General features: G+C 51.6%; 19 protein-coding genes and 7 pseudogenes. 12 read left to right on the top strand and 14 right to left on the bottom strand.

Translation table 11 applies throughout. The features are described from left to right. Positions 1 to 213: 213 nt before the first annotated feature. Positions 214 to 1,476 (top strand): cytochrome P450 family protein, encoded by a 1,263-nt coding sequence (locus K3T82_RS42310; protein WP_220199490.1) that lies wholly within the window; start codon positions 214 to 216, stop codon positions 1,474 to 1,476. A 101-nt stretch (positions 1,477 to 1,577) separates the two neighbouring features. Here the strand turns inward: K3T82_RS42310 and K3T82_RS42305 are convergent, their stop codons facing one another. The 3 genes from K3T82_RS42305 to K3T82_RS42295 form a co-directional block, all read right to left on the bottom strand. Then, positions 1,578 to 1,997, bottom strand: coding sequence for an O-methyltransferase (locus K3T82_RS42305; protein ID WP_220199489.1), 420 nt, complete (start codon positions 1,995 to 1,997; stop codon positions 1,578 to 1,580). Between the two features lie 262 nt (positions 1,998 to 2,259). Beyond that, positions 2,260 to 3,372 carry a rhodanese-like domain-containing protein gene (locus K3T82_RS42300; protein ID WP_220199488.1) on the bottom strand — a complete coding sequence of 371 codons (1,113 nt, stop codon included), beginning with the start codon at positions 3,370 to 3,372 and terminating at the stop codon, positions 2,260 to 2,262. A 23-nt stretch (positions 3,373 to 3,395) separates the two neighbouring features. Further along, positions 3,396 to 3,866 carry an HIT family protein gene (locus tag K3T82_RS42295; RefSeq protein WP_220199487.1) on the bottom strand — a complete coding sequence of 157 codons (471 nt, stop codon included), beginning with the start codon at positions 3,864 to 3,866 and terminating at the stop codon, positions 3,396 to 3,398. 263 nt (positions 3,867 to 4,129) lie between these two features. On the opposite strand from K3T82_RS42295, the gene K3T82_RS42290 reads away from it, so the two are divergent. Continuing rightward, a complete protein-coding gene (locus tag K3T82_RS42290; protein WP_220199486.1) occupies positions 4,130 to 5,419 on the top strand; it encodes an RNA polymerase sigma factor in 1,290 nt (429 codons plus the stop codon). A gap of 439 nt (positions 5,420 to 5,858) precedes the next feature. Here K3T82_RS42290 and K3T82_RS50600 read toward each other — a convergent pair. Next, positions 5,859 to 5,943: pseudogene (locus K3T82_RS50600) on the bottom strand (DDE-type integrase/transposase/recombinase); the annotation flags it as partial. 351 nt (positions 5,944 to 6,294) lie between these two features. Here K3T82_RS50600 and K3T82_RS42280 point away from each other — a divergent pair. After that, complete coding sequence (locus K3T82_RS42280; protein WP_220199485.1) at positions 6,295 to 6,777, top strand: hypothetical protein; 483 nt, start codon at positions 6,295 to 6,297, stop codon at positions 6,775 to 6,777. 156 nt (positions 6,778 to 6,933) lie between these two features. On the opposite strand, the gene K3T82_RS42275 is transcribed toward K3T82_RS42280, so the two are convergent. Then, entirely contained in the window at positions 6,934 to 8,103 is a 1,170-nt protein-coding gene (locus K3T82_RS42275; RefSeq protein ID WP_220199484.1) for an MFS transporter, read from the bottom strand. 148 nt (positions 8,104 to 8,251) lie between these two features. Here K3T82_RS42275 and K3T82_RS42270 point away from each other — a divergent pair. Continuing rightward, a pseudogene (locus K3T82_RS42270) lies at positions 8,252 to 8,503 on the top strand (DDE-type integrase/transposase/recombinase); the annotation flags it as partial. A 358-nt stretch (positions 8,504 to 8,861) separates the two neighbouring features. Here K3T82_RS42270 and K3T82_RS50595 read toward each other — a convergent pair. From K3T82_RS50595 to K3T82_RS42255, 4 genes and pseudogenes are all read right to left on the bottom strand, one after another. Continuing rightward, positions 8,862 to 9,227 (bottom strand): annotated as a pseudogene (locus K3T82_RS50595) (ester cyclase); the annotation flags it as partial. A 93-nt stretch (positions 9,228 to 9,320) separates the two neighbouring features. Then, positions 9,321 to 9,707: pseudogene (locus K3T82_RS50590) on the bottom strand (nuclear transport factor 2 family protein); the annotation flags it as partial. Between the two features lie 508 nt (positions 9,708 to 10,215). After that, the gene (locus tag K3T82_RS42260) at positions 10,216 to 11,103 is read right to left on the bottom strand and encodes a helix-turn-helix domain-containing protein (RefSeq protein ID WP_220199482.1); all 888 of its coding nucleotides are present in this window, start codon (positions 11,101 to 11,103) and stop codon (positions 10,216 to 10,218) included. 573 nt (positions 11,104 to 11,676) lie between these two features. Continuing rightward, a pseudogene (locus K3T82_RS42255) lies at positions 11,677 to 12,087 on the bottom strand (DDE-type integrase/transposase/recombinase); the annotation flags it as partial. Positions 12,088 to 12,181: 94 nt separating this feature from the next. Here K3T82_RS42255 and K3T82_RS42250 point away from each other — a divergent pair. Continuing rightward, positions 12,182 to 12,499: pseudogene (locus K3T82_RS42250) on the top strand (DDE-type integrase/transposase/recombinase); the annotation flags it as partial. 80 nt (positions 12,500 to 12,579) lie between these two features. Here K3T82_RS42250 and K3T82_RS42245 read toward each other — a convergent pair. Then, positions 12,580 to 12,882 (bottom strand): beta-galactosidase, encoded by a 303-nt coding sequence (locus K3T82_RS42245; protein ID WP_236031890.1) that lies wholly within the window; start codon positions 12,880 to 12,882, stop codon positions 12,580 to 12,582. A 149-nt stretch (positions 12,883 to 13,031) separates the two neighbouring features. After that, complete coding sequence (gene yicI, locus K3T82_RS42240) at positions 13,032 to 15,431, bottom strand: alpha-xylosidase (protein WP_220199481.1); 2,400 nt, start codon at positions 15,429 to 15,431, stop codon at positions 13,032 to 13,034. Between the two features lie 246 nt (positions 15,432 to 15,677). Between yicI and K3T82_RS49505 the strand changes: the two genes are divergently transcribed. The 5 genes from K3T82_RS49505 to K3T82_RS42215 all read left to right on the top strand — a co-directional run bounded on the left by K3T82_RS49505 (position 15,678) and on the right by K3T82_RS42215 (position 20,959). After that, entirely contained in the window at positions 15,678 to 16,400 is a 723-nt protein-coding gene (locus K3T82_RS49505; RefSeq protein ID WP_220199480.1) for a LacI family DNA-binding transcriptional regulator, read from the top strand. Beyond that, positions 16,390 to 16,719: a LacI family DNA-binding transcriptional regulator gene (locus K3T82_RS49500; RefSeq protein ID WP_220199479.1), complete on the top strand. Its 330-nt coding sequence runs from the start codon at positions 16,390 to 16,392 to the stop codon at positions 16,717 to 16,719. Before K3T82_RS49505 ends, K3T82_RS49500 begins: the two co-directional genes overlap by 11 nt. A 647-nt stretch (positions 16,720 to 17,366) precedes the next feature. Beyond that, positions 17,367 to 18,365 carry a carbohydrate ABC transporter permease gene (locus tag K3T82_RS42225; protein ID WP_220199478.1) on the top strand — a complete coding sequence of 333 codons (999 nt, stop codon included), beginning with the start codon at positions 17,367 to 17,369 and terminating at the stop codon, positions 18,363 to 18,365. Between the two features lie 24 nt (positions 18,366 to 18,389). Beyond that, positions 18,390 to 19,274, top strand: a complete 885-nt coding sequence (locus K3T82_RS42220) for a carbohydrate ABC transporter permease (RefSeq protein WP_220199477.1) — start codon at positions 18,390 to 18,392, stop codon at positions 19,272 to 19,274. Between the two features lie 209 nt (positions 19,275 to 19,483). Next, the gene (locus tag K3T82_RS42215; protein WP_220199476.1) at positions 19,484 to 20,959 is read left to right on the top strand and encodes an ABC transporter substrate-binding protein; all 1,476 of its coding nucleotides are present in this window, start codon (positions 19,484 to 19,486) and stop codon (positions 20,957 to 20,959) included. 400 nt (positions 20,960 to 21,359) lie between these two features. Here K3T82_RS42215 and K3T82_RS48655 read toward each other — a convergent pair. The 3 genes and pseudogenes from K3T82_RS48655 to K3T82_RS42200 form a co-directional block, all read right to left on the bottom strand. Further along, positions 21,360 to 21,734: pseudogene (locus tag K3T82_RS48655) on the bottom strand (hypothetical protein); the annotation flags it as partial. Continuing rightward, on the bottom strand, positions 21,715 to 21,987 hold the full coding sequence (locus tag K3T82_RS42205; RefSeq protein WP_220199475.1) for a hypothetical protein: 273 nt from the start codon (positions 21,985 to 21,987) through the stop codon (positions 21,715 to 21,717). The gene K3T82_RS42205 and the pseudogene K3T82_RS48655, both read right to left, overlap by 20 nt. 78 nt (positions 21,988 to 22,065) lie before the next feature. Further along, positions 22,066 to 22,650: a TetR/AcrR family transcriptional regulator gene (locus tag K3T82_RS42200; protein ID WP_220199474.1), complete on the bottom strand. Its 585-nt coding sequence runs from the start codon at positions 22,648 to 22,650 to the stop codon at positions 22,066 to 22,068. Between the two features lie 198 nt (positions 22,651 to 22,848). On the opposite strand from K3T82_RS42200, the gene K3T82_RS42195 reads away from it, so the two are divergent. Then, positions 22,849 to 23,484, top strand: a complete 636-nt coding sequence (locus K3T82_RS42195; protein ID WP_220199473.1) for a nitroreductase family protein — start codon at positions 22,849 to 22,851, stop codon at positions 23,482 to 23,484. Positions 23,485 to 24,602: 1,118 nt separating this feature from the next. After that, the gene (locus K3T82_RS42190; RefSeq protein WP_220199472.1) at positions 24,603 to 26,261 is read left to right on the top strand and encodes a PAS domain-containing protein; all 1,659 of its coding nucleotides are present in this window, start codon (positions 24,603 to 24,605) and stop codon (positions 26,259 to 26,261) included.

Below are 26,261 nucleotides of genomic sequence, written 5' to 3'. Positions count from 1 at the left end.
TTGAAAGAGCGGGGCGTGCAGAAGGATGTCAACTCCTCTACACCGTTATCCGCCGTAGAACGTAAGGTTGAAAGAGCAAGGCGTGCAGAGGGGAGTCAGCCCCTCTGTGTCTCTCTTCCCCTGCCGCCGCAGACGGCACACCTTACAAACGCAGTTTGACGGACTACTAAGACAACCATTGAGGAAGAATACACGAACGAAAGGAAGATCGTTATGAGTACTCCGAATCCGGCTGTATCAGAGAAAGATATATTCAGCCTGTTTAGCGGTGATAACCCTGAACTGGTTGCGAGCCCTTTTGCGTTGCTCGCGCAGATGCGGTCTACGAGCCCCGTTTTGCCTATACCGTTTCCCATCCCGGGAATGGGTAGCCGGGCATGGTTGGTGACGCGCATGGAAGAGGCAGCGCAGGTGCTCAGAGATCATGCCCACTTTACCGTCGACCCAAGTTCCATCGGTATCGCTGGCCCCTTTGGGCGCAACTCCTCCGAGAACTCCGACGCGCCTACATTCTTTACCTCCAAAACGATGCTCACGGTCGATGATCCCGACCATCGACGCCTACGCCTGCTGGTGTCCAAAGCCTTTACCCCCAGGTACATCGAAGGCTTACGCCCGCGCGTGCAGGAGATCGCCGATGAGTTGCTCGACCGCGTGCAAGCGCAGGGCCAGATGGAGATCGTCAAGGACTATGCCTTTCCCCTACCCATCAATGTCATTGCGGAGATGCTGGGGATTCCTCAAGCAGACTGGGCGCAGATTCGCGTCTGGTCGGAGGCACTGGCACATGGTCTGGGCGTGGGCAAGCGCGATCCGCAGGCCCAGGCTCATATGCGCGCCTTCGGGGAATACACCGCGCGCCTGGTAGCCGAGAAACGCCAGCATCCTGGCGATGATTTGATCAGTCAGATGATCGCCATCGAAGAGGAAGGGGATCGGCTCAGCGAAGCGGAACTGCTCTCGACGATCACTCTGCTGATCTTTGCTGGCCACGAGACAACCTCGAACCTGATCGCTACTGGCACCTTGATGCTGCTAGATCGCCCTGATCAACTTGCGAAGCTCAAAGCGGACCCTAGCCTGGTACCTGCGGCGGTCGAAGAACTGCTACGCTTCAATGGACCGGCCACCATCGCGGGACCGCGCTACGCCAGGGAAGATATTGAGCTGGCCGGGCAGCAGATCAAGCGAGGGGATGTGGTCTTCCCCATCCTGCTCTCGGCGAATCACGACGAGCGCCAGTTTCCCCAGCCAGAGGAACTGGACATTACGCGCACACTGGAGCGCCATCTCGCCTTCGGGTATGGCATCCATACCTGTCTGGGTGCGCCGCTGGCCCGCCTGGAAGGAAGCATTGCCTTTACTACCCTGCTCAAGCGCATGCCTAATCTGCGGCTGAACATTCCCCGTGAGAACATCACCTGGCACTTCAGCCTGAATTCACGAAGTCTGGCTGCCCTGCTCGTGACGTTTTAGTTGAGAGAAAGACCCATCGCTACCACGCGGAGGACAGACACAACGGAGTGGGAGGCACACTTGCCTCCCACTCCGTTGTGGAACCAGTAAGTATACCACAGCTATACCTCTGGGGTAGCCTCCGCCTTTGTCAGAACGACGGCAACCGTCATCTCACTGCTCAAAGGGAGAGCGATTGAGCACAGGGCGGGATCGCTGCTTGCCCTGTGGTTGTACCTGCGCGCACCCGCACCGCGTGAGTTCACGGACTCGTGTTCGTCTCCTAGCCCATCTCCACCCAGGACACAATTATCGGTAACAATGATACTGCCAGGGCGTGAGAGTTTGATCGCCCATTCAAGGTACTGCGGATAGGCGTCTTTGGCGGCGTCGATAAAGATCAAGTCGAACGGCTCTTCTTCCACTAACAGGGGAAGCGCCTCAAGCGCGGGGCCGACGCGGACTTCGGCACGGCCATCAACCTGGGCCTGGCGAAGATGCGCTTCAAGGGATGTTGTGCTGGCGCGCTCGTCCTTGCCCATGTGTAGGGCTTAGAAGTCCTGTGGCGTGAAGGGAAATGGGCCATTGGAGGTCATGGAGGGGAAGGCACCTGTTCGCGAAGGTGTTTTGCCTGAAAGGGGTGCCGCCACGCTTCCTCAACGATGAAGAAGCGTGGCGGCACCCCTTTCAGGCAGTGAACCCTGAGCATCAGAGAGACGTGCGTCTACTCCGGAGAGAATGTGCTCATGAGCTGAGAAACGACAGCTGAGAAACGACATGGTAACCCTGGTCGATGCTTCTCTTTTACTCTTGGGGTGCTGCTTCTATAAGGAAGCCCTGGGCTTTCCAATTGGGATAACCGCCATCCAAGGTACTCACCCGGTATCCATGCTCACGAAGCTTGGTTGCGGCTAGTTCTCCACGCGACGCTCCCTGGTGGTGCATGTTACAATAGGTAACCACAGGTCGCTCGTGCGGAATCTGTGAGAGCTGGCTTTCGAGGTTTCCCAATGGAATATTCACCGCACCTTCCACATGACCAACTGCATACTCTGCGGACCCACGGACATCAATCACGAGAGGGGGGACCTCTCCACGAAGGCTCGTGTGCAGATCGTGTGGTTTCACAAGCACATTCAGAGGCACGCGAGCCAGTAATGCAGGATCAGTGAGGATGGCCTGGAAGGTGGGGTTGGTTCGCAGGCTCTCGAGATCGGAATCACGCTTGGACACTTCAAAAAGGGTTGGTCTCAGGCGTAACGCCTCTGGCAAATGCTGCAGGGCCTTCTCAGGCTTGCCGTTTGTGGCGTAAAAGCACACCATGTTATAGATGGCGACCCCGACGCCCTCATCTGGCAATGCGCTCTGGCGGACTGCCTCGACCAGGGCCTCTTGAAGCTGGAAGGCAAGCTGCTTTTTACCCAGCTGAAAAGCGCATATGGTGAGCTGGTTGCAGGGATACCAGAACCCATAGTTCAGGACTTCATTGCGCAATCGGGTTCCTTCCAGCCAGGCGTAGTAACGGGGATCGTTGAGTTCCTCTTCGCTCATCCTTTCCACCTGTGTGATGAAGGCATTGAAAACGTGTTCCGCCTCTTCTTCTATCGCCTGGAAGGCGGAGGTCCGATAGCGGGTAAATGTCTCGACGTTGATCTGGTGGACCACTTTCATGTCTGTCCAATCAGGCGGCACCTCTCCTCGTTGCACTGTGGCCAGCTTTTGAGTCTGTAACTCTTTCCAGTGCAGCATATTTGCCACAAAGTCTTTTGCTGCCCACATGCCTTTTGTTATCCCAGTGTTCGGTGTACCTGTCGCGTTGCGCTCCGGGTCACTGAGATTAGCGATGAGATGTAACTCTTGTTGACGCGTGAAGTGGAGGAGTGCGAGGATGTGGGCTTTCATTGGTGTGTTGTTCATTGCATGATGTCCTTTCACGGGAGCTACTCAACATTTGGCTCGACGCTTCCAGAGACTGTTTGTGCAAGATATGCATGTATCTGCTCACAAAGAGCGGCGATTGCTTCAGGCCCCCCTTGAGGCGCTTGAGGCCATTCGCCGATCTTCCAGCGCCAGTACGCCTGTGGGGTTTCAGGATAGCGGGCCATAAGGTGCAGATGAAGATGTGGAACCACCTCGTAGTACGCTTCAGCATAGATTTTCTCCGCACCTGTACAGGCCTGGAGCGCTTTGCTCAGGCGCGCTATGCTCTGACCGATTGCTTGTCCTTCAGCTTCAGTCAGATCCGCCAGACCGGGAACATGGCGTTTTGTCTTCAGCAAGAGATGGCCCAGGTAACTAGGCCCCTCATCCCGACAGTAGTGATGCACATAGACGAGACGGTCTTCAAAGAGAATTCCGCCTGGAGTAGAAGGGAGATCCTTATAGGTGGTGCAAAAGGGACATGTATCCATGATTGACCTCCATACGCTGCAATAATCGACGGAGAGCGAGCATCCTTTTCTGCTCCTCTCATCGTGTGTCAGTAGCTTATCGCCTGAGTGCCGAGATCCTTACCACAATTTTTAGCAGCTTTTTCAACTGATGGAGAAGCAGGATGGTGACGGAGAGCGAAAGGCGGTAGAAGAGAGCGTATGACCCCCGATATGCTCGAAAATATGTGTAAGAAAAGCTCCTCTCACGTGATAAGAGAGCAGATACGAAGAAAGGAAAAGCTATGCAAGAAATCATCGATCTTCCAGTGCAGCAGTGCTTACCTGGCGAACGGCAGTGGCTACGGTCTGCATTGCTAGCGGATCAAAATGGGATACTGACATCGACACGTCTGCGCCTCGCTCGCATTGCGCGAGCACGAGGCGTTGAATCGCATGTCATCGACGATGTGGTACAGGATACACTACTTGAAGCATGGAGTCATCTGGAGCGCCTCCACTCTCCGGCTGGTTTTCACGCCTGGATTGACGAGATCTGTCGCAATATCTGTCGTCGCGCGGCTCGTAGGCGTGAGATGAATCTTCTCCGGCATGTACCATTGCCCCAGCCATCTTCTGCGATGGAGTATGAGAACGTCTCCAACGAGACCGACCTTCTCACCGCTGATACGCTTGATCCTCTTGAAGAACTCAGCCGCCAGGACCTGGCCCTGTTGCTTGACCGGGCGCTTGATGCGTTACCTCGCAAGACGCGCCAGATAGTGGAGATGTGTTACCTGCTTGAACTTCCTCGCTCCGAGGTTGCCGAGCGCCTCTCTCTCTCAAGTAACGCTCTGGAGGTTCGCCTGTATCGAGCACGCCGCCATCTGCGTCACATTTTCCACGGACCGTTGCGTCACGAAGCAGAAGCAATGGGATTGACGTTGGATGAAGCACTGGCTGAGGGATGGCAGCAAACCCGTCTGTGGTGTCCCCTCTGTGCGCGTCATCTGCTTGAGGGGTGTTTTATGGCAGTAGGAGTTGAGGAGAGATCGAATCTTCACCTCCGCTGTCCTGACTGTGTTCGGCGCTACCATCAGGATACGGTCCATAGTATGGGCCTGGTCCAGCTCTCAGGGCTTCACTCGTTTCGGCCTGCCTGGAAGCGGACGATGCAAGGGCTGACAGATTGCCTGCTGCCAGCGCTCCTCAAGGGCCGGCATCCCTGTTTGTCTTGTGGAGCACCAGCGTTGGTCCGTGTTGAAGGAAACGATACAGAGACACCTCTCTCTCCGTATCCCGAACGCCTTGGGATGTCTCCCTACCCATTCTGGATTCATATGTACTGTGTCCACTGCGGCAAGGACATGGGCGGACGTGGCGAGATACCCTCCGTCGATCAATTGGTCTACTGGTCGCATCCGCTCACTCAGCAGTTTTTGCTGCAGCATCCGCATTGGACCAGTGAACCAGGAAGATTGGTAGAGTATGGTGGTGAATCTGCTCTCTACTTCCAGATCGCTGACGTGGAGAGCAGCAACCACCTGACTGTTTTGGCCCATCGTCAAACCTTGCGTGTCCTAACCATCTCTTGAGAATGATAGGGGTCTGTGATGCAGAAGAACAGAAAAATGGGTGAATGAAAAGCGGTAAAACAGGCGTGAGGCCTCAACTCTCTGCGCCTGCTGCTTGCGGAAGAAGAGTGGGAGCATGTGAGGAGGATGAGGGTGAACTAAGACCCGGGCTAAGAGCAGATGTCCCCCTTTACGCCTCAGAGACCTTACCGCTTTCTTCCCATCATCTCCTAGTATTTCCGTTGCTTGATTCCCCGATGGTCTTGCTCTATGCAATTATTGAGATATTTATTGGTCCGATGCTACACACTGCTACCGAGTACCTCACGTACTGCTCGTGGATAGGAGGGATGCCCGTCGATTGTTACCCGTTCCGGAGCGTGTCCGACAACAGCGAGCGCCTGCCTGAAAAATCACTGGGCTGCCTCCATATCCCGCTTCTCACTGAGTTGCGAGTCAACCAGATTCCCATCCGCATCAATGGCCCGGTAGAGATAGCACCATTTCCCTTTGACTTTGATGTAGGTCTCATCCACATACCAGGACCGCCCTGCCTGCTCGCGTCGTTTTGTTCGCAACCCTCCGCACATCACAGAAAAATGGCGCAGTTGGGACATGAGGATTTTCTCCTCTTGCGATCATTACTTTTGTCCTGTATCCTAAGATGAGAGCTACAACGCGATGACGCCGGAATGGCTGCGAAATGATGCTCCCCGTTGGCCATGTTCCCGATCAAGTGACGACGGATGGCCATATGTCCTATCCGCGGGCCATACGTGAGACGATGAGCAGCAACGTCCAGCATTGGGTTCTGTCAGAATTCGGAGGAAGACTTGTCATGGAGGTCGTTTGCAATGTATGTTGAGAACAACGACTCATCTGCGAAGGAGTGCTCTATGACCTGCCCGCATTGCGCCTCAGCTACCACGAAAGAGCAAGCCCAGAAAACTGCGCTCGGCTATCGTCCATTCCGTTGCTCAGCCTGCAAACGCCTCTTCAATGAGCGGACAGGAACGCCGTTCAACTTCCTGGAAAATTCTACTGATATCGTCCTTCTGGTCGTTCTGTGGCGGCTCCGATACAAATTGAGCTTGCGAGATCTGGCTGAAATGTTTTTGGAGCGCGGCTGGGAGTTCACTCACGAAGCAGTTCGAGAGTGGAAAACACGATTTGCTCCACTCATGACAGTACGGTATTATCCCATGCATGGCTTCGGAAGTTTCGACTCAGTCGCTTGTTTCTGCTGTGCCTTTGACGAATTATGCAACTATTTTTGTCCGCGTGCTACTGCGGGAGAACCGGTGTCCCTATCAGATCAACGACAGTTATTCTGTGAACGACTTACTGCCCTGCAACTCATGATGCGGATGGCTTCATAGCCCAATGGATTACGGGATTGAGGATCGGCCCTGCTTTTGTGTTCTTAGTTCTGACAGAACCGTATGACATATCTGGAAAGGCTTCCAAAGATTTCTTGGCTAGATTTTGTTAAAACCATATATTATGGTCTGGTTGCTACTTTAGCAACAACAGGCTTACAAATAGCAACAGCATGGCGAGGAGCACACAGGCCCCCCAATCCAACCCAGTTGAGTCACCGCGATTGCATGGAGAGCCAGTCCTCCCACGGTAGCTCCCCCAGCTATCCCCAGGTAGAGCATAGAATTGTTCAGGGCCAGAATAACGTTCGCATGTTCAGGGGTCACACTCAAGAGACGATGCTGCTGGGGAACGAAGAGCAACGCTCCCAATAGAGCCCAGGCAAAGAGCATCAGTACTCCTCCCAGCCACGTTGTCGTTACCAGCGGAAGGACAATCTCTATAACCAATAGCAGCACCAGGGAGAGAATTAATGGACGTGTTGGTCCCACACGATCCGCGATCATGCCTCCCGACCAACTACCAAGAACCACACCCAGACCATAGGCGACCAGCATACCGCTAATGTCCATAATATGTATGTTTTGCTGCAAAAGCGGTCCAATATAGGTATAGATGGTGTAGATACCCAGATTCCACAGGAACGTGGGCAGTAAGGCCAGTACCAGGCGAGGTTGCGTGATGGGAGCGAGACGCTGCCGCAACGACGCAGCTGGCGGCGCCGAGATCCTGGGCAAACCACTGAGAAGAAAGGCCAGAAACCCTATTCCGGCAAGACCTGCGACCAGACCAAAGGAGAAACGCCAGCCAAAGAGCTCACCCACCCAGGTTCCTAGCGGAGAGCCAAGCGCAGTCGCAACGGTCAGCCCAATGACCACCAGGGCCAAAGCCTGGCCACGCTTCTCTGGCGGAGCGAGTGCGATACCCATCGTATATGCCTGCGGCGCATAGATCGCGGCGAAGCAGCCAGTCAAAATACGTGTCAGCAGCAAGATCGGAAAGGTTGGTGCAAATGCCGATGCCACATTTGCAAGACAGAAAAGGCCAAGAGAGGCAATTAAGACCCGGTGCGGTGCCAAGCGGCTCACCAGTACAGCCAGGAGAGGTGCCCCCAATCCATACGTGAGCGAAAAAGCAGTGACTAATTGTCCGGCCACACTGACGGTGATGCCTGTTTCGTGAGCGATAACAGGCAGAACTCCGGCAACAACGAAAGCATCGGTGCCCAACGCAAACATGCCCAGCGCCAGCAGGAGAATACGTGGATTAATTCTGGCCGGACGTTTCTGCCCGTCCGGCGCTAAAGATTGGACTATCTGTGCCATTGGAAAGAACTCCTTCTTTCTTCATTGAAACAATGTTTATTACATCCATAAGCAAAAGAAAAAATGCCCCAGCACTGCTGGGAAGTTTTGCTTTGTGTTGTAATAAAACAGATTACAACGCAAAGCAAAAAAAGCGCCATACTCCCTGCATTTCCTTTGGCGAGCTGTGGATCAAGATGGCAACGTGCTCGACATGCGGGTCGCAAAGCCGACGCAACACAAAGGCCGCCAAGCGGTTTTTCCGCAAGCTCCTCAAAGGACTGCAATACGTCCCACGAGTGATTATTACCGATAAGCTCAGAAGTTATGGGCAGCGAAACGCGAAATCCTGCCCGGAGTGGAACATCGACAGCACAAGCGATTGAACAATCGAGCGGAAAATTCGCATCAACCCACGCGACTGCTGAGATACTGGAGCCTTATTTCAAGCTGACGAATCTCTTCCTCTACCTTTCGGCGTAGGTCTGGAACAACGCTTTAAACAAGCTCAACCAACTGCTCCAGCAGCCGAGTCAACTCGTCTTCGGCCGCTAATTGGTAGTTGAGCAAGGGGGCTTATGCTCAACTACCAATTAGCGGGGAACTACCTCCATATTCGTTGAGAGGTAATTGAGCATCAATAATGGAACCCCTCCGCGATGCGCAAAACGCCGGTAAGCGAAGCGGATATCTAACATATTGAGTGGGAGCGGTTTTGTGTGTATTCGACTGCGCAGGGGCAGTTTTGTCCATGGTTTTAGACATAGATCCTCCTACCCCTACTTGTTGAGCTGCTGCAAGGCTGTCATCCAGTTCTCAATATGATAAGCAGATGCCAGTTTACCATTTTTCACCGTGAATATATCAATCGCCATTGTCTTAAAGCTCTTGCCGGTCGGCTTTGCTCCCCAAAACTCGCCTATGGGTGTGCCGGTAGCTTCACCTCGTACTATGATTTGATCGCCGAGCGTCTGAATATCCTTAATTGTCCAGTGCAAATCAGGGATAACTGAACCCATGTTCTTAAATACGTCGGCCAGTTGGTCGCGTGTAAGCCCGTCTTCATTTGTATGAAATGATTTGTAATCAGGATTGGCGGCTTTGGCCAGCAAGGCATTTACGTCCTTCTTGGCAGGTTGGTTCAGCGCGTCATACAACGGGGCCACGATCGCTCGTGCCTGTTCTACCGTCAATTGTGAGGCGGCCGTAGCTGGCGCAGCCTGACGTGCCGGTTCAGCGAAGGAAGTGCCAAACATCGGCAGCCCGCTCTTCGACTCTTCCTTCGTAACTTCGTCCTGCAGCACATCCCAATGTTCAGCGAGAACACCGTCGGCAATCCTCACAATGTCGGCGGCAATCCAGGCTCTTGGCTGCCCGTTGCCGGTAAAGCGACCATGAAGGAAAACATACTCTCCTTCGGCCACAATAAGCGCGTTTTCGTAATGCAATTCAGCAGGATTCGACCTGACAAGATTAAACAAGCCTTCTCTTCCGGGGGCGATATGTGCGCTATGCTGAATGTAGCGCGGCGACCAGAATTTCTCGGCAGCCTTATAATCACGTTTATTGAAGAGCGTGTTGAAAGCCTCAAGAACGAGAGCTTTGTTATCAGTAGCTTTGGTCATAGTACTTCTCCATCATAGGGTGAAACAGAAAAAGCGGTCTTGCGCAGTTCGATAGGTGCGGTTGGATGCCGAGAAGCTACTCACCTCTATCCTATGCTACTGTGCGCGGATGCTTCTGTTTTGCAATATGCTGAGCAACATATGCGAAGTCACCAGACATCGCAACACTTTCATCGACGACACTTGCAAAAGGTGGCCGCTTCCCTGCTCGCGCAGGTAGGGCAGCACGGCCTGTTGGACAATAAAAAGATGTACACACAGTGTACTGGAAATTGAAGAGACAAATCTTGGACAATCTGCTGATTTTTTGGAAAATTCCCCGATCTTTGAGGCAAGCACCCCCAATGGCCGCGCAAGGATCTCGGTATCACACACTCATCAACCGTCGCATCGAACAGACCAGGTGACATTGATCAGATAATCCCATGGCGACGGCAATCTCACATGAGCGAGAGGATTTTTCACATGGGGGAGAACATGTAGCCCCAGGGGATCAAGTCCTGGGGCATCAATTTGTGTCAACATGCGAATGCCGGAGAGAGGTTGGGGTGATGCCCATGAAGCGCCGCATTTGCCGGGTCAGGTGGCTTTGATCATAAAAGCCCACCGCAGCAGCAATCTCACCGATCGAATGTCTGGTCGTTTTGAGCAAAGAGCATGCACGTTCTAAGCGGCGTTGCAAAACATAGTGGTGTGGAGTAAAACCGGTTGTCTCTCGAAAAAGGCTTGCAAAGTGCGATGGACTCAGATCCACTTCAGAGGCAAGGTCGGCAAGGCTCAGATTCTCAGTAAGGCGATCTTCAATCAAGGATGTAACTCTCTGGAAGAAAGAGGGAGGCAGTCCTTTTGTTTTTCTGGGAAGAAGATGGGAAGTGCCAGTATAGGTATGAACAAGGTGAGCTGCTAAAGCCGTTGTCAAACCCTCTACGTAGAGGCGCCCTGTCGTTCCACCCTCAAGCAGTTCTGTCAGCAGCGCCAAACTGATAGATTCAATACGAAGATCCTTTACATTGAAATAATGAAGAAGTTCGACATGAGGTTGATTGGAGGCTTCAGCGACTTGCTGCAAGAACTCCGAAGTGAGAAGCACCTGCATATGAGAGATTCCACTTTGTTGACGCCAGGTGCTTTCTGCCCCAGCAGGAATGATTTGTATCTGTCCGCGATCTATAATATCATTTAAAAAGTGCCCGTCCCGAACTTGTTCGAGAGGGATAGAACGATCCTGATGTAAACAAATCATATGCAGGGGTAATGGGGAGTAGACATATTCTCCAGCAGCGTGATAGCTCTGCTCTACCACTATTCCGCTCCAGCCAAGCGATTTACTGGAATGCAGTACTCCCGTCAGAGGTGAAGAAAGAGCTCGTTGTTGCTGACTATCCATCTGTAGCATTATTTATACCCTTCAATTCAGAAAGCGAACGAAACATTATTGCTGTTTAATCACGAGAAACGTATATTATCCGCGTTGCTCCTCTCTCAATACCTCCCTTACCACGTTGGCTTTAAACTTGGCCGTATACATCCTTCCGATGGATGATACCTACCCTCCCTCCACTTTCGACAGCCACTTGATCTGGTCTTAATCCATAGCTCTTGCAAGTGTGACCATTGGCACATGAATAAGTCAACCTCTCTGAATATGTCTTTGAAGAAAAACAATTCTCCATTCAAAAATCTTCCTTCCAGCTCTCTTAGAGATCATTGTGCTCTGCGCGCTCTGGTGTCTCAGATATGCTTTAAGCGACCGCGACCTGGAGGAAATGATGCAAGAGCGGGGACTCTTAGTGGCTCATCCGGCGTTTCAGGAACCATTTGTTGTTGATAAATGAAAAGGGTATCAATTGGCTCCGAATGATAAAAAAGGGGATCAAGAGGTATTGTCAAGTTAATGTTTGAAGAAGCGAGAAGTAGCGAGAAAACGCTTGCTGAGAGAACGAGAGGAGGGAACTGGAGAAAAGGCCCATTATGCAGCTGATTTTTCGGTGGTAACCTCCTTCCAGATCTCAAATCGTTCCTGTAGAAGCGCACGATACTCTGAGGCGTGAGATGATGCCTTCGGGGTCGGAAATGATCGGAAATGGGGCCCAAAGGCCGAGAGGAGGCGCTGAGCGTGACCAGGAGATGTGAAACGTCGCATGGTTCGTTCTCGTTGTCTGGTGGGCTGATGCGAATTCTCAGCTCGATTGTTGAGGCCTTTGTGTTGTCGATGCTCGACGCTGGGCAGGATTTCCTTCTTAGCTGCAACAGAGCCGGCAAGCTTGTCAGTGATAATGACGTGAGGCGCATACTTGAGCCCCTTTAAGAGCTTGCGAAAGAACCTCTTGGCAGCTTGTGTGTTGCGTCGACTCTGGACCCGCATGTGGAAAGCGATACCCTTTGTAGGGTGAAGATGAGACGCTCTTTTTCATGAGGGCATTCTCTCATGAAAAAGAGCTTTTGTGTGTCGCTTCATCAACTTGACAATACCTTTTCGCAAGCTGCTCAAAGGGCTCCAATACGTTCCGCAGGTCATCATTACTGATAAGCTGAAGAGTTATGGGGCGGCGAAACGCGAAATCCTGCCTGGGGGTGAGCACCGTTAGCACAAAGGCCTGAACAATCGAGCTGAGAACTCGCATCAACCCACCCGACTTCGCGAGGAGAAAATGCGCAAATTCAAATCAGCCAAAAAGGTGCAACGCCTTCTTTCCGCGTTTGGTCCCATCTCGGGGCATTTCCAACCGCAACGTCATCGTTTGAATGCGCGAGAATACCGTGCCACGTTACAGGGTCGATTCCAGCAATAGAATGAAGTGACCGGGGTGAAACTGGTCGCCTAACCACAAAGACATCCTCACCTCTCATTGCCCTTCAGCGTCTCTCCTCGTTATAGCTCATCAATATATTTCCCCCCCACGAACAAGTTGACAATACCATCTGTACAGCCAGCATGCCAGCTATGATGCCAACGTACGCCAGTTTCCCCGGCGCGCAAGACATCGGGATAGCACTGCGATATCCAGGCTGGTTGAGCCGCACTTGGTGTGGCCAGGCAGGCGAAGCGTCCCGCAGCAGCCAGATTTTCCAGAATGGTATCGAGCCACTCGAAGGTAAAGCGATCCTCCTCAGGCTGAAGCGAAACCCAGCTAAATACGCCCAATGTTGCAACCTCAAAATGGCACTCCTGCATGAGCTGGATATCTTCGTCCCAGATAGCCCGTGGCCATTGCTCTGTGTTATAGGTCTCCCCCGTGCCAGATAAAGGGCGCGCGTGAATTTAAAGGCGCAAATGATTGCATCAAATTCTCATTTCATTTCGTTGTTTCTCAGGAATCGATCTCAGACACTTAGCTTTACTAGAATAGTACCATCCTCGGCCCGCGCCCAGGTATTTTGTGGGTGCTGTTCCTCTGGCGATGCTTCCTTGCATGATTGAGTAGTATTGATCAAGACCTCGGCAACGAGCTCGTTCCTGGCCAGGGGAAGCAGGCGAAGCGCAAGCTGATGTTTGGCCCCTGCGAGGTTGATACGCAACTGGCTGCCCTCCAGCTCGGCGCTGATGCGCGTCAGACCATCTGTATCCTGCAGGTCAAACGTACCTTCTTCCAGCAGGTACGCGTCGACCGTGATATCCGCGCAGGGCTCCTCGGCAGTGAAGGAGACAGGGGCGGTAGTCGGAATGAGCGCATTAGCACGCACATAAAGGGGAAGGGTTTCTAACGGCGTCTGTACCCGGATCGTACGCGGGCCAGCAAATATTTCGCGCGTCCAGTAATCAATCCAGCGGCCTTCTGGCAGATAGACTGTACGCTCCCCGCTGAGATTGTAGATAGGGGCTACCAGCAGTTCCTCGCCGAGCATATATTGCAAATCCATCGTGTAGGTCGAGGGATCATCCGGGTATTCGAGCACCATTGGTCGCATAATGGGCAGGCTGGTTCGCGCGGCTACACACGCATAGGTATAGAGATATGGCAGCAGGCGGTAACGCAGGCGAGCGTAGGTGCGAAAGAGCTCCAGTCCCCGCGGACCAAAATCCCAGGGAAGGCGGGTAGAATTGCCATGGGCGCGGATCATTGGCGAGAAAAGGCCAAACTGTGCCCAGCGAACATAGAGTTCTGTGGGGGGGTGGCCTGTGAAGCCGCCAACATCGTGGCTCCAGAAAGCGTGCCCACACATAGCCATGCTCAGTCCGCTACGTATGGTCGAAGCCATGGCGGGAAAGGTGCTGTTGACGTCACCACTCCACTGGGCTGCATGGCGTTGCCCGCCTGCGAAGGTGGAGCGTGCCCAGACCAATCCAGTGTGGCCTGTAACCTCCTCAGTCACTTGCGCGACAATGTCATTGTACAGCAGCGAGTAGAGATTATGGAGTTGTTCGCCTTTGATGCCACTATAAGCCAGCGCGTCGTTAGGAATGCCTTCGCCAAAGTCCGTCTTATACACGTCGGCGCCAACGCGAAGCGGTTCGCGCAGCAGCTCTTTAAACCAGACGATGGCCTCGGGGTTGGTGACATCGATGATGCCAACTGGTGGGTGGAAGCCACCCCAGATATCGACCACATATGTTTGACCTTGTGCGTTCTTGAGAAAATACCCCTTCTCATCCCCCCTGGTAAAATACTCGCTCTCGATGCCAATATATGGATGCATCCAGAGACACACCTTGAAGCCCATCGATTTCAGTTCAGCCAGCAAACCCGCGGGATCAGGGAAGAGCTCGCTATCCCATAATAGCTCAGACCAGTGGCCAAAACGTTGCCAGTAGCAGTCCAGGTGTAAGACATCACAGGGAATCTCGTGCTCACGGATGAGGCGGGCCCGGCGCAGTACCTCTTCCGCACTATCACGTTGAAAGCCCGAGGAGATCCAGGTACCTAGAGACCACTTGGGCGGAAGAATGGGAAAACTTACCAGCGAGGCATACTTCGTCACGATGCTCTTGAGATCAGGTGCGGCTATCACATAGTAGTCAAGCGCACTGTCCCGGCTAATGATGCTATAAGTAGCTGTATTGCTTGCCACCATATCAAAATCCACTGCGCTAGTGGTATCGACGAAAACGCCGTACTTGCGCGTACTCACGAAAAATGGCACATTTTTATAGGAGCGCTCGCTAAATGCCCCACCACAATCGATATTCCAGGTCGTAATGCGTTGCCCGCGTTTATCGAAATCAGTGAACTTCTCACCAAAGCCAAAGAAGTGCTCATCTGGCTCCGAGGTAAAGGTATCGTGGAATGCGACACGCTGACCATTCACCTTGCTCAGGCCAAAGGGGAGCACGGTCAACTTCATTCGTACAGCGGTAACCTCGCTGTAATTCTGCGAAAGTAGGAGGCGACCGTCAGCGTCACAAAAAGTGAGATGAAAAGGTTGAAGGGCGACCTCTATACGCAGCGCTGGCGTTTGCAAGTAAACGTATCCCTCAGAATGCGTTATCGTCATCTCGTATTCGTCCGCAGGGAGGTCGCGCGCCAGGCGTATACGCGCGGGATCGCTCTCCTCATTCTCCAGCAGCACCCGCGCGATGCCATCGGCTACCAGGGTGAGCGTAACAGTGACGGTTTCTCCGCTACACGTCTGGCCCTGTAGCACAACTCCTCGCGCATGCCGTTCTTTGACCTCTGCCTGCACAAGAAAATCAGGCCCTCCCTGGTCCTCCGCCCCGCGCACAGGAAGATGGGGCGGCTCTGTCATATACACATTGTACGGGAGCAATGGAACTTGGTCAGCCATAAGAATCTCCTCCTTCCATAGCAGTGAAATGCTTTCTTTAATAGGGCGTGCGCCGTAGGCGCGAGGGATCAAGCAAAAAAATCTGGCACACGGCGTTCTTTACTTTGGAACATGCACTCTTGACAATGGGCTTGCCATTGAGTAAGCTCACGATAGGGTCGTTTTGGGAGCGATCCCAAAGCTATTGTACATGATGTATTGCCCAAAAGTAAATGCCAGAAATTTAAAAAAAACATAGAGGTCGAAATGCCGCAATTGACGATTGAAGATATTGCCAGATTAGCTGGTGTATCTCGTTCAACAGTGTCACGGGTCCTAAATAGTCAGCCGAGCGTCCGGCCTGCTGTAAGAAATCGTGTGCAGGAAGTGATTGCCGCCTATGGATACACCCCCCAGGCAGCAGCGCGTCAGCTCGTCACACAGCGCACGCGTAGCATCGGGCTGATTTTGCCCGATAATGTCTATAACCTCTTTGGCAATCCAATTTTTGCCTTGATGGGCCAGGGAGTGAGCCAGGTGTGTACACAGCAGGGTTATCGCTCTCTGCTCTTTATGGGTCGGCAGGATATGGATGAGCAAGACATGTTTAAACTGCTGCGTGGGCGTGAGTTTGATGGGATTGTGTTAATCAGCAGCAACGCCAATGATGCCTGCGCGGCCTTTCTCAAAGAGACGGGCATTCCTTACGTGCGGATCGGCCATGAACCAGGGCAAGACGACCTCCAGTATGTAGATGTGGATAATGCCGAGGCCGCACGTATAGCGGTTAAGCACCTGATCTGGCTAGGGCACCGGCGTATCGCCATGCTGAAAGGGCTGAGCAGAGACACCTGTAGCGCCGACCGCTATCAAGGCTATAAGGAGGCTCTGGAGGAAGCTGGTATCTCGCTGGATCCGGAGCTGGTTGGTGAGGGCAATTGGTCCACCGCCAGTGGTTATGTGTTAACAAAGCGTTTTTTTGCGGCTTGAGAGGCCGCCTACAGCTCTCTTTTCCTCCAATGATATGATGGTCGCGGGTGTCATTCGGGCAGCATACGAAGAGGGGCGAAGTGTGCCTGAAGGCCTGGCGATTGTCGGCTTCGACGATCTCCCGCAGACGACAATGATCTTCCCAGAGCTAACGACTATTCGCCAACCCTGTGTGGAGATGGGTATCCGCGCTACCGAGATGCTTATTGAACAATTGGAGCATACTGAGAAAGAGCCCAAGCCGATGCATATCATTTTGCCGACCAAACTGATAATTCGTGAATCTTGTGGCTTTAAGAGCCACTCAGCTCTTTCATAACCCAGGCTCACAAATGCAATAGAAACTCTGCCATCAGGAGAACAAAACAAGTAAAAGCTTGACAAGCACTTATTTATTGGGTACACTCTTTCGTAATAAAGTTATGGGAGCGATCCCAAATATTGTTAGATCATTTTAGCAGAATAAAGAGCAGAGGTTGCAATGTTGCAATTCACGATCAAACGCGAGCAAAACCAGAGTAGGCCTGCTATTCAGATCAAGTATTGCCTTCTTCCCCAGAAACCCAACCCGGTGAGAAACCTGGCGTCAGATGATCCATGAGTAAATGCATGTAGATATTTCTAACTATCTGTGCACTCGATAGCACCTACCTTTCTAATGTATTGTTCCCCACCGTTGCACGCAAATTGTGTTGCTACTAAAACAATGCCCTCGCTATTAGGTCAACCTTTTGACCTGATGTGTATAATTCACAGGTATTTCGACGAGCGCAGGAAACACGCTTAGCTTTCTGTTTCTATTCTCGTCAATTGTGCTGTTTAGAGCGGGTACGTATGTCTAGTCAATATGTTCTGAACTAGGGAGTATGTTATCCTCGAGGGAACAAACATCATTTAGAACTGGTTGCCGCTGTTTGACATCTCTCTTTCCGCTTGTTGTATAAGGACTGAGAAGGGACTAGTGTTATGCAAGCACCAACATTACCAACTGAACCGAAGGCGGCAGGCCACCAGAGGTACACTGCTCCTAGACGCTCTCTCTGGCGGGAGATACGTGCAAATGCCTGGTCGTATATCTATGTTACGCCGATGCTTGTGCTGCTGTTGTTTTTTGTGGTCTATCCTACCTTTGCCTCGCTGGGTTATACGCTCTATCAATGGAATGGCATTGGCGACCCCTCGACCTATGTGGGTCTGGATAACTTTGTGCGCGTCATGCACGATCCCTTTTTCTGGAGTGCCTTTCTGCATACGTTCATTTATACCCTCGTGCTGGTACCTATCCAGTTACTACTTGCCCTGGCTCTGGCGCTCGTCCTCAATAATCCCAAATTGCGCTTTGCCTCTTTCTATCGCTCGGTCTATTTTATTCCAGCTGTGACTTCCCCTGCGGTCATTGGCGTTGTGATACAACTGATCCTCTCAAATTTTGGCGATAATCTGAATCAGCTTTTGTTGAGTACGCATCTAATTCATGAGCATATTGACTGGCTGGGTGATCCGCGTTTTGCGCTGGGCATCATTATCGTGATAGGCATCTGGAATACGTTGGGCTATAACATGGTCTATTTCCTTGCCGGTCTGCAAACTATCCCCTCCGAACTCTATGAAGCGGCCAGCATCGATGGGGCCAACAGCATTGCCCGCTTCTTCACTATCACAATTCCGCTGTTGCGCGCGGTTGGCCTGGTCATTCTGATTCTGGCGATTCTGGGCAGTCTCCAGGTCTTTGACCTAGTGTTGGTTTTGACCGACGGTGGCCCCTATGGCGCGACCGAGGTGGTTAACACCTATATCTATCACCAGGCATTTGGTGGTAACGCCAGAGCAGGCGTTCAACCCAATGTCGGCTTTGCCTCGGCTGCTTCATTCTTCTATGGCCTAATCTTACTTGGCCTCTCCGTAGCGCAATTGTTGATATTCCGTTACATCAATCGCCAGCGTGCCATTGAGAGCGGTCAATAAAGAGGATGCACATGGAGGATTCTAATGAGTATATTTTCTATAAGAGAGAAGCAACAAAGACCTCGCCGGTCATTCTACAACATTCGCCAGAAAGGGGGTATCGGGCTAACCCACCTCATTCTGCTCGTCGGCGGCATTATCTGGATGTATCCATTTCTCTGGATGCTGGGCAGTTCGCTGAAGACCAACGCCGACTTCTTTGATCAGGGATTGAATATTTTTCCTCGGCAGATTGAGTGGTCTAACTATTCCAATGCATGGAACGAGGCCTCTTTTGGCCAGTACTTCTTTAACACCGCCATTGTGGCGGGAACAACCGTCATCCTGGTGATGCTTTTTACTGCGATGGCTGGTTACGCGCTGGCACGTACGAATTTCCCAGGCAAGAAACTCTTGCTCGGGCTCATCGCACTGACACTCTTTCTACCACATGGCTATACTATTATTCCTGTCTTCGATCTTGTCCAGCGCCTCGGTCTGTTGGATACGCTGGCTTCAGTCGTTCTGGTGCAGGCGTCCGGCGGCATGGTTTTCAGCACATTTTTGTTCATGGGCTACTTCTCGTCTATGGAGCGTGAGATTGAGGATGCGGCACGTGTTGATGGCGCAAACTTCAACCAGCGTTTCTGGATGGTGATGTTTCCCCTAGCTGGTCCCATGCTGGCTACCGTGGCCCTATTTACCTTTATCGGCGCCTGGAACAGTTTCTTCATTCCCCTTGTCTTTACGCTAGGTGTTCCTGAACTGCGTACCTTGGCAGTAGGTATGTATGCCTTTATCGCCGAAAATAGCACAAACTGGACCTACCTAGCCGCTGGTTCGGTGATTACCCTGGGTCCTATCATGGTGGTTTTCGTTCTGCTGCAACGCTATTTCATCAATGGCGTAGCTGGTGCCGTCAAATCATAATGACATGGGTGGGAGACCGGCTTCCAGCCAGCCTCTATCATCTCAGGCCCAGGTCTCTACCCTATGCTATATCTTATGAGACAGGTAGCTCTTATAAGGAGGTGAGGCCAACAGACTGACGGTATATCAATACGTCCTGCTAGTATTCAATGAAGAGCAAGTAAAGCACGTTCAATCACTTTATTTCGTAAGCAAAGGAGCATATCGCCATGGATTTTTTATCTCGTTTCAGTCGGCGCAGTTTCGTGAAGACAGCTGCCGCTACAGCGGGGGCCGCTGCGCTGGGTGATGCCCTGGCGGCCTGTGGTGGTAGCGGTTCTTCATCAAATACGATTACACTCAACTATTGGGACTATTTTGTCAGCCAAGCTCCCTGGGTCGATAATGAGATCAAGCTGTTCGAGAAAGCGCACCCCGGTATCAAGATCAAAAAGACGATCCAATTGAACTCTTCCTATTCCAATCTCTATGCGTTGGCCGCGAAAAGTCACAAACTTCCTGATGTGGCGATGATTCCTCCCCAACCCAATTTTAATATTCAAGTCTCGCAGAGCTGGTTCATGCCGGTTGATAAGTGGGCCAATGCTGCCTGGAAAGCAAAGTTCCCTGAAGGCACCTTCCACGAAGGAAACAATGTGTTTAACGGGAAGCTCTACTCCGCTCCGATCTCTGGCGCTGCGCCCTGGCTTCAGCTCTATATCAACAATAAAGTCTTCCGCGATGCTGGTCTGGTCAATAGCGATGGCAGCGTGATGATACCCAAAACCTGGGATGATGTGACACATTTCGCTGAAACTATTACCAAGAAGAGTGGCGGCAGTACTTACGGCCTGGGCTTTGGCAACAGCGGGGGAGGCCAGTTCCAATGGTACACGCATGTTTTTACCCTGGGGGCTGGCGCGACTGGCGGCGCTTATACTATGGATTACCGTGTCGGTAAATATACCTATAACATGGATCGCAACTATTACGACTTCTTGAGCCTGTTCAAAGAGTGGAAAAACAAAGGCTATATTTACCCTAACTCGGTGAGTATCTCTGACGAGGTCAGCCGTGCCTACTTCGAGCGCGCCAAGTACGGAATGACAATTGGAGGCGTCTGGAACCAGGCTGAATGGACAACGCATAACTTCACCGATTACTCGCTAACGACATTGATCTCTCCCACGGAGACGCCAAAAGGTTACTTTCCTACAAGTCCGGGTGGTACCCTCTGGGCTATTCCTGCAGAGACGAAGCATCCCGAAGAGGCCTGGGCCTGGTTCGACTGGCTGTATAGCGTAGATGCTGGCAAACGCTGGGCGCAACAGTACAACGAGGATCTCTCGGTCTTTCCGCAGAATAACGATCCCAGCAAGATAAAATTCAAACCATTTGCTGCGTTTGTCGCTCTTGGCAATCTGGCAAAGCCTGCTCCTGATCCCAGTATACGCAATCCTCAGACGGCGCATGTGGAGGTGCAGGCGGTCAAGCCCAATTTAGATGATGTCATAGCTGGCTATTATACCGGTCAGCTTCAGGACCTTCAGGCTGCCCTTTCCGACATAGAAGGACGTATGCAGAAGGCACAGGATGACGCCGTCAAGGTAGCACAACAGAAGGGCTATAAGGTTAGCCCAGACGATTATAAGTTCACTGATTGGGACCCAACCCAACCCTATATTACCAAGCCTGCTCAGAGCTAGATATCGAGGAGTAAAGCAGCAGGAGAGAGGTGGGTCAAGGAGCCGCATCCGCAAGTAGCGGCTCCTGAATGGCATTGTTAACTTAAAAAATTTATTGATGAACTTTCACCACATCGATATCACCTTCTCCAAGATGCTTTAGAAAACACGGTCAGAAAAAGGTGTCCATGTAGAGTGTGGGAGGTGAGTGGTGATGGATGAAATGGGAAGGCACCCGCCATCTCCTGTAATCTTGGATGGGCGTGAGGAAAGAAGGATTGGAGGAAGAAGTGGTCCGCTGCGTTGCGACGAGTGGGCCATAAGTGGAAGCGGCTCGCGATGTGCAGCAGGAGCGTTGACATAAGGAATCTGCCATTCTCCCACCAAGTAGGTTGATTTCGCTCGATCACAGCAAAGCCAATCACAGCAAAGCCTCAAGTTCTCTCCAGAAGAACGCCTGAGGAATGGATAGCTCGGCAAACGCAAACGTCTCCTCAATCCGCACCGGACGGCTCATGCCCACAATTGTTGCTCCAAGACGGTGGTCACGCAGAGAAAATTCTGAGAGCTCCCCTGAACTTTCGGGCAGACGCGCTCTGGCTCGAATCACACCTAAGCTTTGGGGCAGGACCTGCCCCTCTCTCGCACGTTGGATGAGACACTCGTGTGCTGCCCGCAGGCGCGCTTCCGCACCTTCCCAATACGGCTGGTATCGGGCACACGAGGGATGAGTATCTGCTGGATCGAGATAGGCGGCCAGAAACGCTGAATAGAGATCACGTTGGATGGGACCCACAGAAGAAATGGGGCGCTCTCACTGAGGAGAAGGAGCGAGCCACCTTCTCCTCAGTACCTGCTCTCAGGTCGCCGTGAAAGATATTCCTATATAGGATATCATCAAGCTGACTCACGGTAACCCGGTCGGGGAAGAGGCGGCTGGTTGCATCCTCCAAGAGGACCTGCCCACGGATCTCGATGGTCGCGATGACCTCATAGTGTTCAGTGAAGCGGGCTGCGGCATCACGTCTGGCGTGGACGTGCTCAGGCAAATGGGACGAGAGTGACAGGGCTTTGTAACATGCATCGGATCGTCGTATCTTCTGCGAAATAGCATAGAGATCCTTACACTATTTGCTGGCCTGGGTAACACCTTCCATGAGTATTAGCAGAATGTCGGATGCGGCCTGTGCAGCGGGTCGAGGGCGTGTGCCCTCGCTTTGCCAGATCGCTGCCCCCAGAATTGCCTGACTCATGGTTTGCGCTATCGTATCTAATGGCACCCTTGGGTGAATTCCTGGCTGGATATTTAGCGTGAGCCATGCTCTAAGGAGCCTTGTGAGTTCTTCGTGCGCGGCCTGTTGCGCCCGCGCGATAACAAGGTCCATTGGATGACACCCTTCCTTCATTTCGGCAAAGTAGATAAGAACCTTCTCAATGAGCAAATGGACGAATGAGGGATCTTTTGACGGAATGGGTGGGAGTGTGTTGGCCAGGTAAATTTGAAATTGTTCATGAACAACAAGGTCAAGCAGCGCATATTTATCTGGAAAGTGCGAATAGAAGGTTCCCCGGTTCACATTGGCTCGCTCGGCTATCTCCTGAACGCTCGTTTCTGCGAACCCTTTTTCACGTACTGCTTCAACAAAGGCCTGCTTTAACATCTGCTGTGTGCGCCGGACGCGCCGATCCACACTTTTTGGAGGTGTTGCCATTTCTTTTCCCTTCTATGAAAGAAGTATGATTGCGAAGAGAGGGAATGCCAGAGACGTTTTTCATCAATCTGGCATTTCTGTTCCTTAATCAACAGAAGCCCTCAATTGCATATTGTATGCAGCCCCCTCTGACCATATCATTATAGAAAACAAGCGCTTGATAAGCAACACATGTTGGAAAAGAAATGGAAAACACATATGCTAAATTTAACAAACGATGAATTGCTGACGACAACACGCGCGGTGCGTAAGCGCCTCGACCTGTCTCGCCCAGTTGAGTTGGAAGTGATTGAGCGGTGCATAGAAATCGCCTTGCAGGCTCCGATTCCCCCTGTCATGAAGGTCCATTTTATCGTTGTGACCGACTCTGACCAGCGCCGGGCGCTCGCGGACCTCTATCGGAGAGGTAATGACCAGGTAGCCCAGGTGCGTGATCAGGCAGTTACTAGTGCCTGGACTGAGCAAGCAACGCTTACCAAAATCCTTAGTTCAGCGCAGTATCTCGCCGACCATCTTCAAGAAGTTCCGGTCTATGTCATCCCTTGCATTGAGGGTCGCAGTGACGATGCTCCTATCACCTGGCAAGCTGGCATCTGGGGTACAATTTTCCCTGCTACCTGGAGCTTCATGTTGGCGGCGCGTTCGCGTGGCCTGGGAAGTACGTTGACGGGGAATCACCTCTTTTTTGAGCGAGAGGCTGCTACAATTCTCGGTATCCCTTATGAGCAAGTAATGCAGGCTGCGCTCATTCCTGTTGCCTACACGCAAGGAACGGATTTCAAGCCTGCGCAACGTCGCCCTTTAGGTGATGTCCTGCACCGGAATCGTTGGTAGCAAAAAGCTCCTCACTATGGCGCTTCAGGTGGCATGTGAATGTCACCTGAAGCGCATCTTTCTCAGTTCTGACGAGAGGCGCTTGTTATTTTTTTCCCGAACTAAAGATTTCAAGAAGGGGTAAGACGCGAGTAAGCTGAGTCCTTTCCGCCCTTTGATTTCCGGATCAGATGGTGGGAGTTCCATCCGGTGACCTTGGTGATCTTCTCTTGACATATCGGGCAAACGCCATTCTGCTGCTTCCAGAGATAGAGAAGCTTTCTTCGTCCAAGAAGCGTGTTCGCCATTTTGATCCCAAGTCGTTCCTCAAAGTATCAGCAACATGATCTCTGCTTCAAAATGACGCCACTTGAACGGAGTTTGCGTTTCCATGCTCTTGTCTCATCTCACCTTATACTTTCACTGTACCAGATGAGATTATTTCTTGTAACACAACCCAGAGAAGAACAAACATATCAAAGAGGTAACACATATCCGCGCATTTTTGCAGATATTTCTTTTCGGTTGATCGATTATGTATTCATATGAATTAGAAAGATGGCGTTATATTTATGGGAATACCTGACAAAAATTTGATCAAAAATGTGATGTAATATCCCTATATAATCAAATAGAAAGCAGGGTAAAAACTAGAAGGCGCATCTTTTTGGGAGATTCAGACAGCGTAAGTATCCCATTCCCTATCATATGTTATTGATCAAGAGTCGTTGCAGTCTTTTAGATGAAGCTAATAAGGAAGTGTTTCCCATTGCTCCTTTATTCTTGCAATACAATTCTTAGTATATACAAGTAGGTGAAATGACTAGAATGGGCAGCAGATGCAAGTTGATTATATGCTAACACCGTCAAAATATAATCTTATTTATAGATTGCTTTTGCATAAAACATATGCTATTATTCATGCCGGGGACATATTAACAAATAGTTTATAGATGAGTATATGTAGCTTTTGCGATGTTGTTTAGTTCAATGGTCATGGATAACGGAAAGCGGATAAGGCAGAGCTAGTCGTATAGCATCGCTCATATGGAGCACGCTCTGGCGAGAAGACGTGCTACGCGAAATGACGTGCTACGCGAAAAGATCGTGCTGTTAGTCTTGCCATACTGGGAGGATGTATGTCTGACCAACTGAAAACGACCACCACCACAGTTTCTTCAACAACACACAATCGTGAAAGGTCACACGGCTCTCTTGATGCCGATATTATCATCAAGAATGCGCCAGACCCAGTTTTTGTCTCTGACCTGGAAGGCAAGATCCTCTCAGCGAATGATGCCGTCTATGAACTCATGGGCTTCCGTACTGATGAAGTGCTCGAACAATCCCTTTCTCGCTTCATCAGCCCCGAAGAGACCCGTGAGTTTACCGCAGCCTTACGCGAAGTAATTGAACGTGGCGTAACCCGTAATACCCGCCTCAATCCCCGTAGCGCTTCCGGGGAAATCATTCCTACAAGCCTCAATGCCTCAGCGCTACGTGATGAAGATGGTCGAGCCATCGGTGCGATAGGCATTCTACGTGATATGCGCGAGCTCGATAAAGCGCGTGCGTATGCTGATAGCCTGATTAAGAACGCACCAGACCCGGTCTTTGTCTCTGATCTGGAAGGTAAGATCCTCTCAGCGAATGATGCCGTCTATGAACTCCTGGGCTTTCGTACTGATGAGGTCTTGGAGCAGTCCCTTTCTCGCTTCATTAGTTCTGAGGAGACCCGTGAGTTTACCGCAGCCTTACGCGAGGTGATCGAACGTGGCGTAACCCGCAATGCCCGCCTCAATCCTCGCAGTGCCTCCGATGAGGTGATTCCTACCACGCTCAATGCCTCAGCACTACGTGATACTGATGGTCGTGTGATCGGTGCGATAGGCATTCTACGTGATATGCGCGAACTCGATAAAGCACATGCGTATGCTGATAGCCTGATCAAGAATGCTCCAGACCCGGTCTTTGTCTCTGATCTGGAAGGTAAGATCCTCTCAGCGAATGATGCTGTCTATGAACTCCTGGGCTTTCGTACTGATGAGATCTTGGAGCAGTCCCTTTCTCGCTTCATTAGTTCTGAGGAGGCACGCGAGTTTACCGCAGCCTTACGCGAAGTAATTGAACGTGGCGTAACCCGTAATACCCGTCTCAATCCCCGTAGCGCTTCCGGGGAAATCATTCCTACAAGCCTCAATGCTTCAGCGCTACGTGATAGTGATGGTCGAGCCATCGGTGCTATAGGCATTCTACGTGATATGCGCGAGCTCGATAAAGCGCTTGCGTATTCTGATAGCCTGATTAAGAACGCACCAGACCCGGTCTTTGTCTCTGATCTGGAAGGCAAAATTTTGCAAGCGAATGATGCCGTTTACGAACTCCTGGGCTTCCGACCTGATGAAGTGCTGGAGCAGTCCCTTTCTCGCTTCATTAGTTCTGAGGAGACTCGTGAGTTCCTGGCAGCCTTACGCGAAGTAATTGAACGTGGCGTTACTCGAAATGCCAAACTAAACCCCCGTAGCGCTTCTGGGGAGATCATCCCTACCACGCTCAATGCTTCAGCGCTACGCGATACGGATCGTGTCATTGGCGCGATTGGCATTTTGCGTGATATGCGCGCTTATGAGAAGGTGTTGCGAGATCTCCAGGAGTCCAAAGCAGAACTGCAGGAAAAGATTCTGGATCTGGAGAAATTTGAAGAGGTTGTTGTAGGGCGTGAGCTGAAGATGATCGCCCTTGAAAAACAAATAGAGAGCCTCATGAATCAGAGTAAGAATGTCGAACGAGGGACATAA

Origin of the sequence: Ktedonospora formicarum, from assembly GCF_016587355.1 — a bacterium.
Classification (GTDB): domain Bacteria; phylum Chloroflexota; class Ktedonobacteria; order Ktedonobacterales; family Ktedonobacteraceae; genus Ktedonobacter; species Ktedonobacter formicarum.
This window is presented reverse-complemented; position numbering and strand designations above follow the sequence as displayed.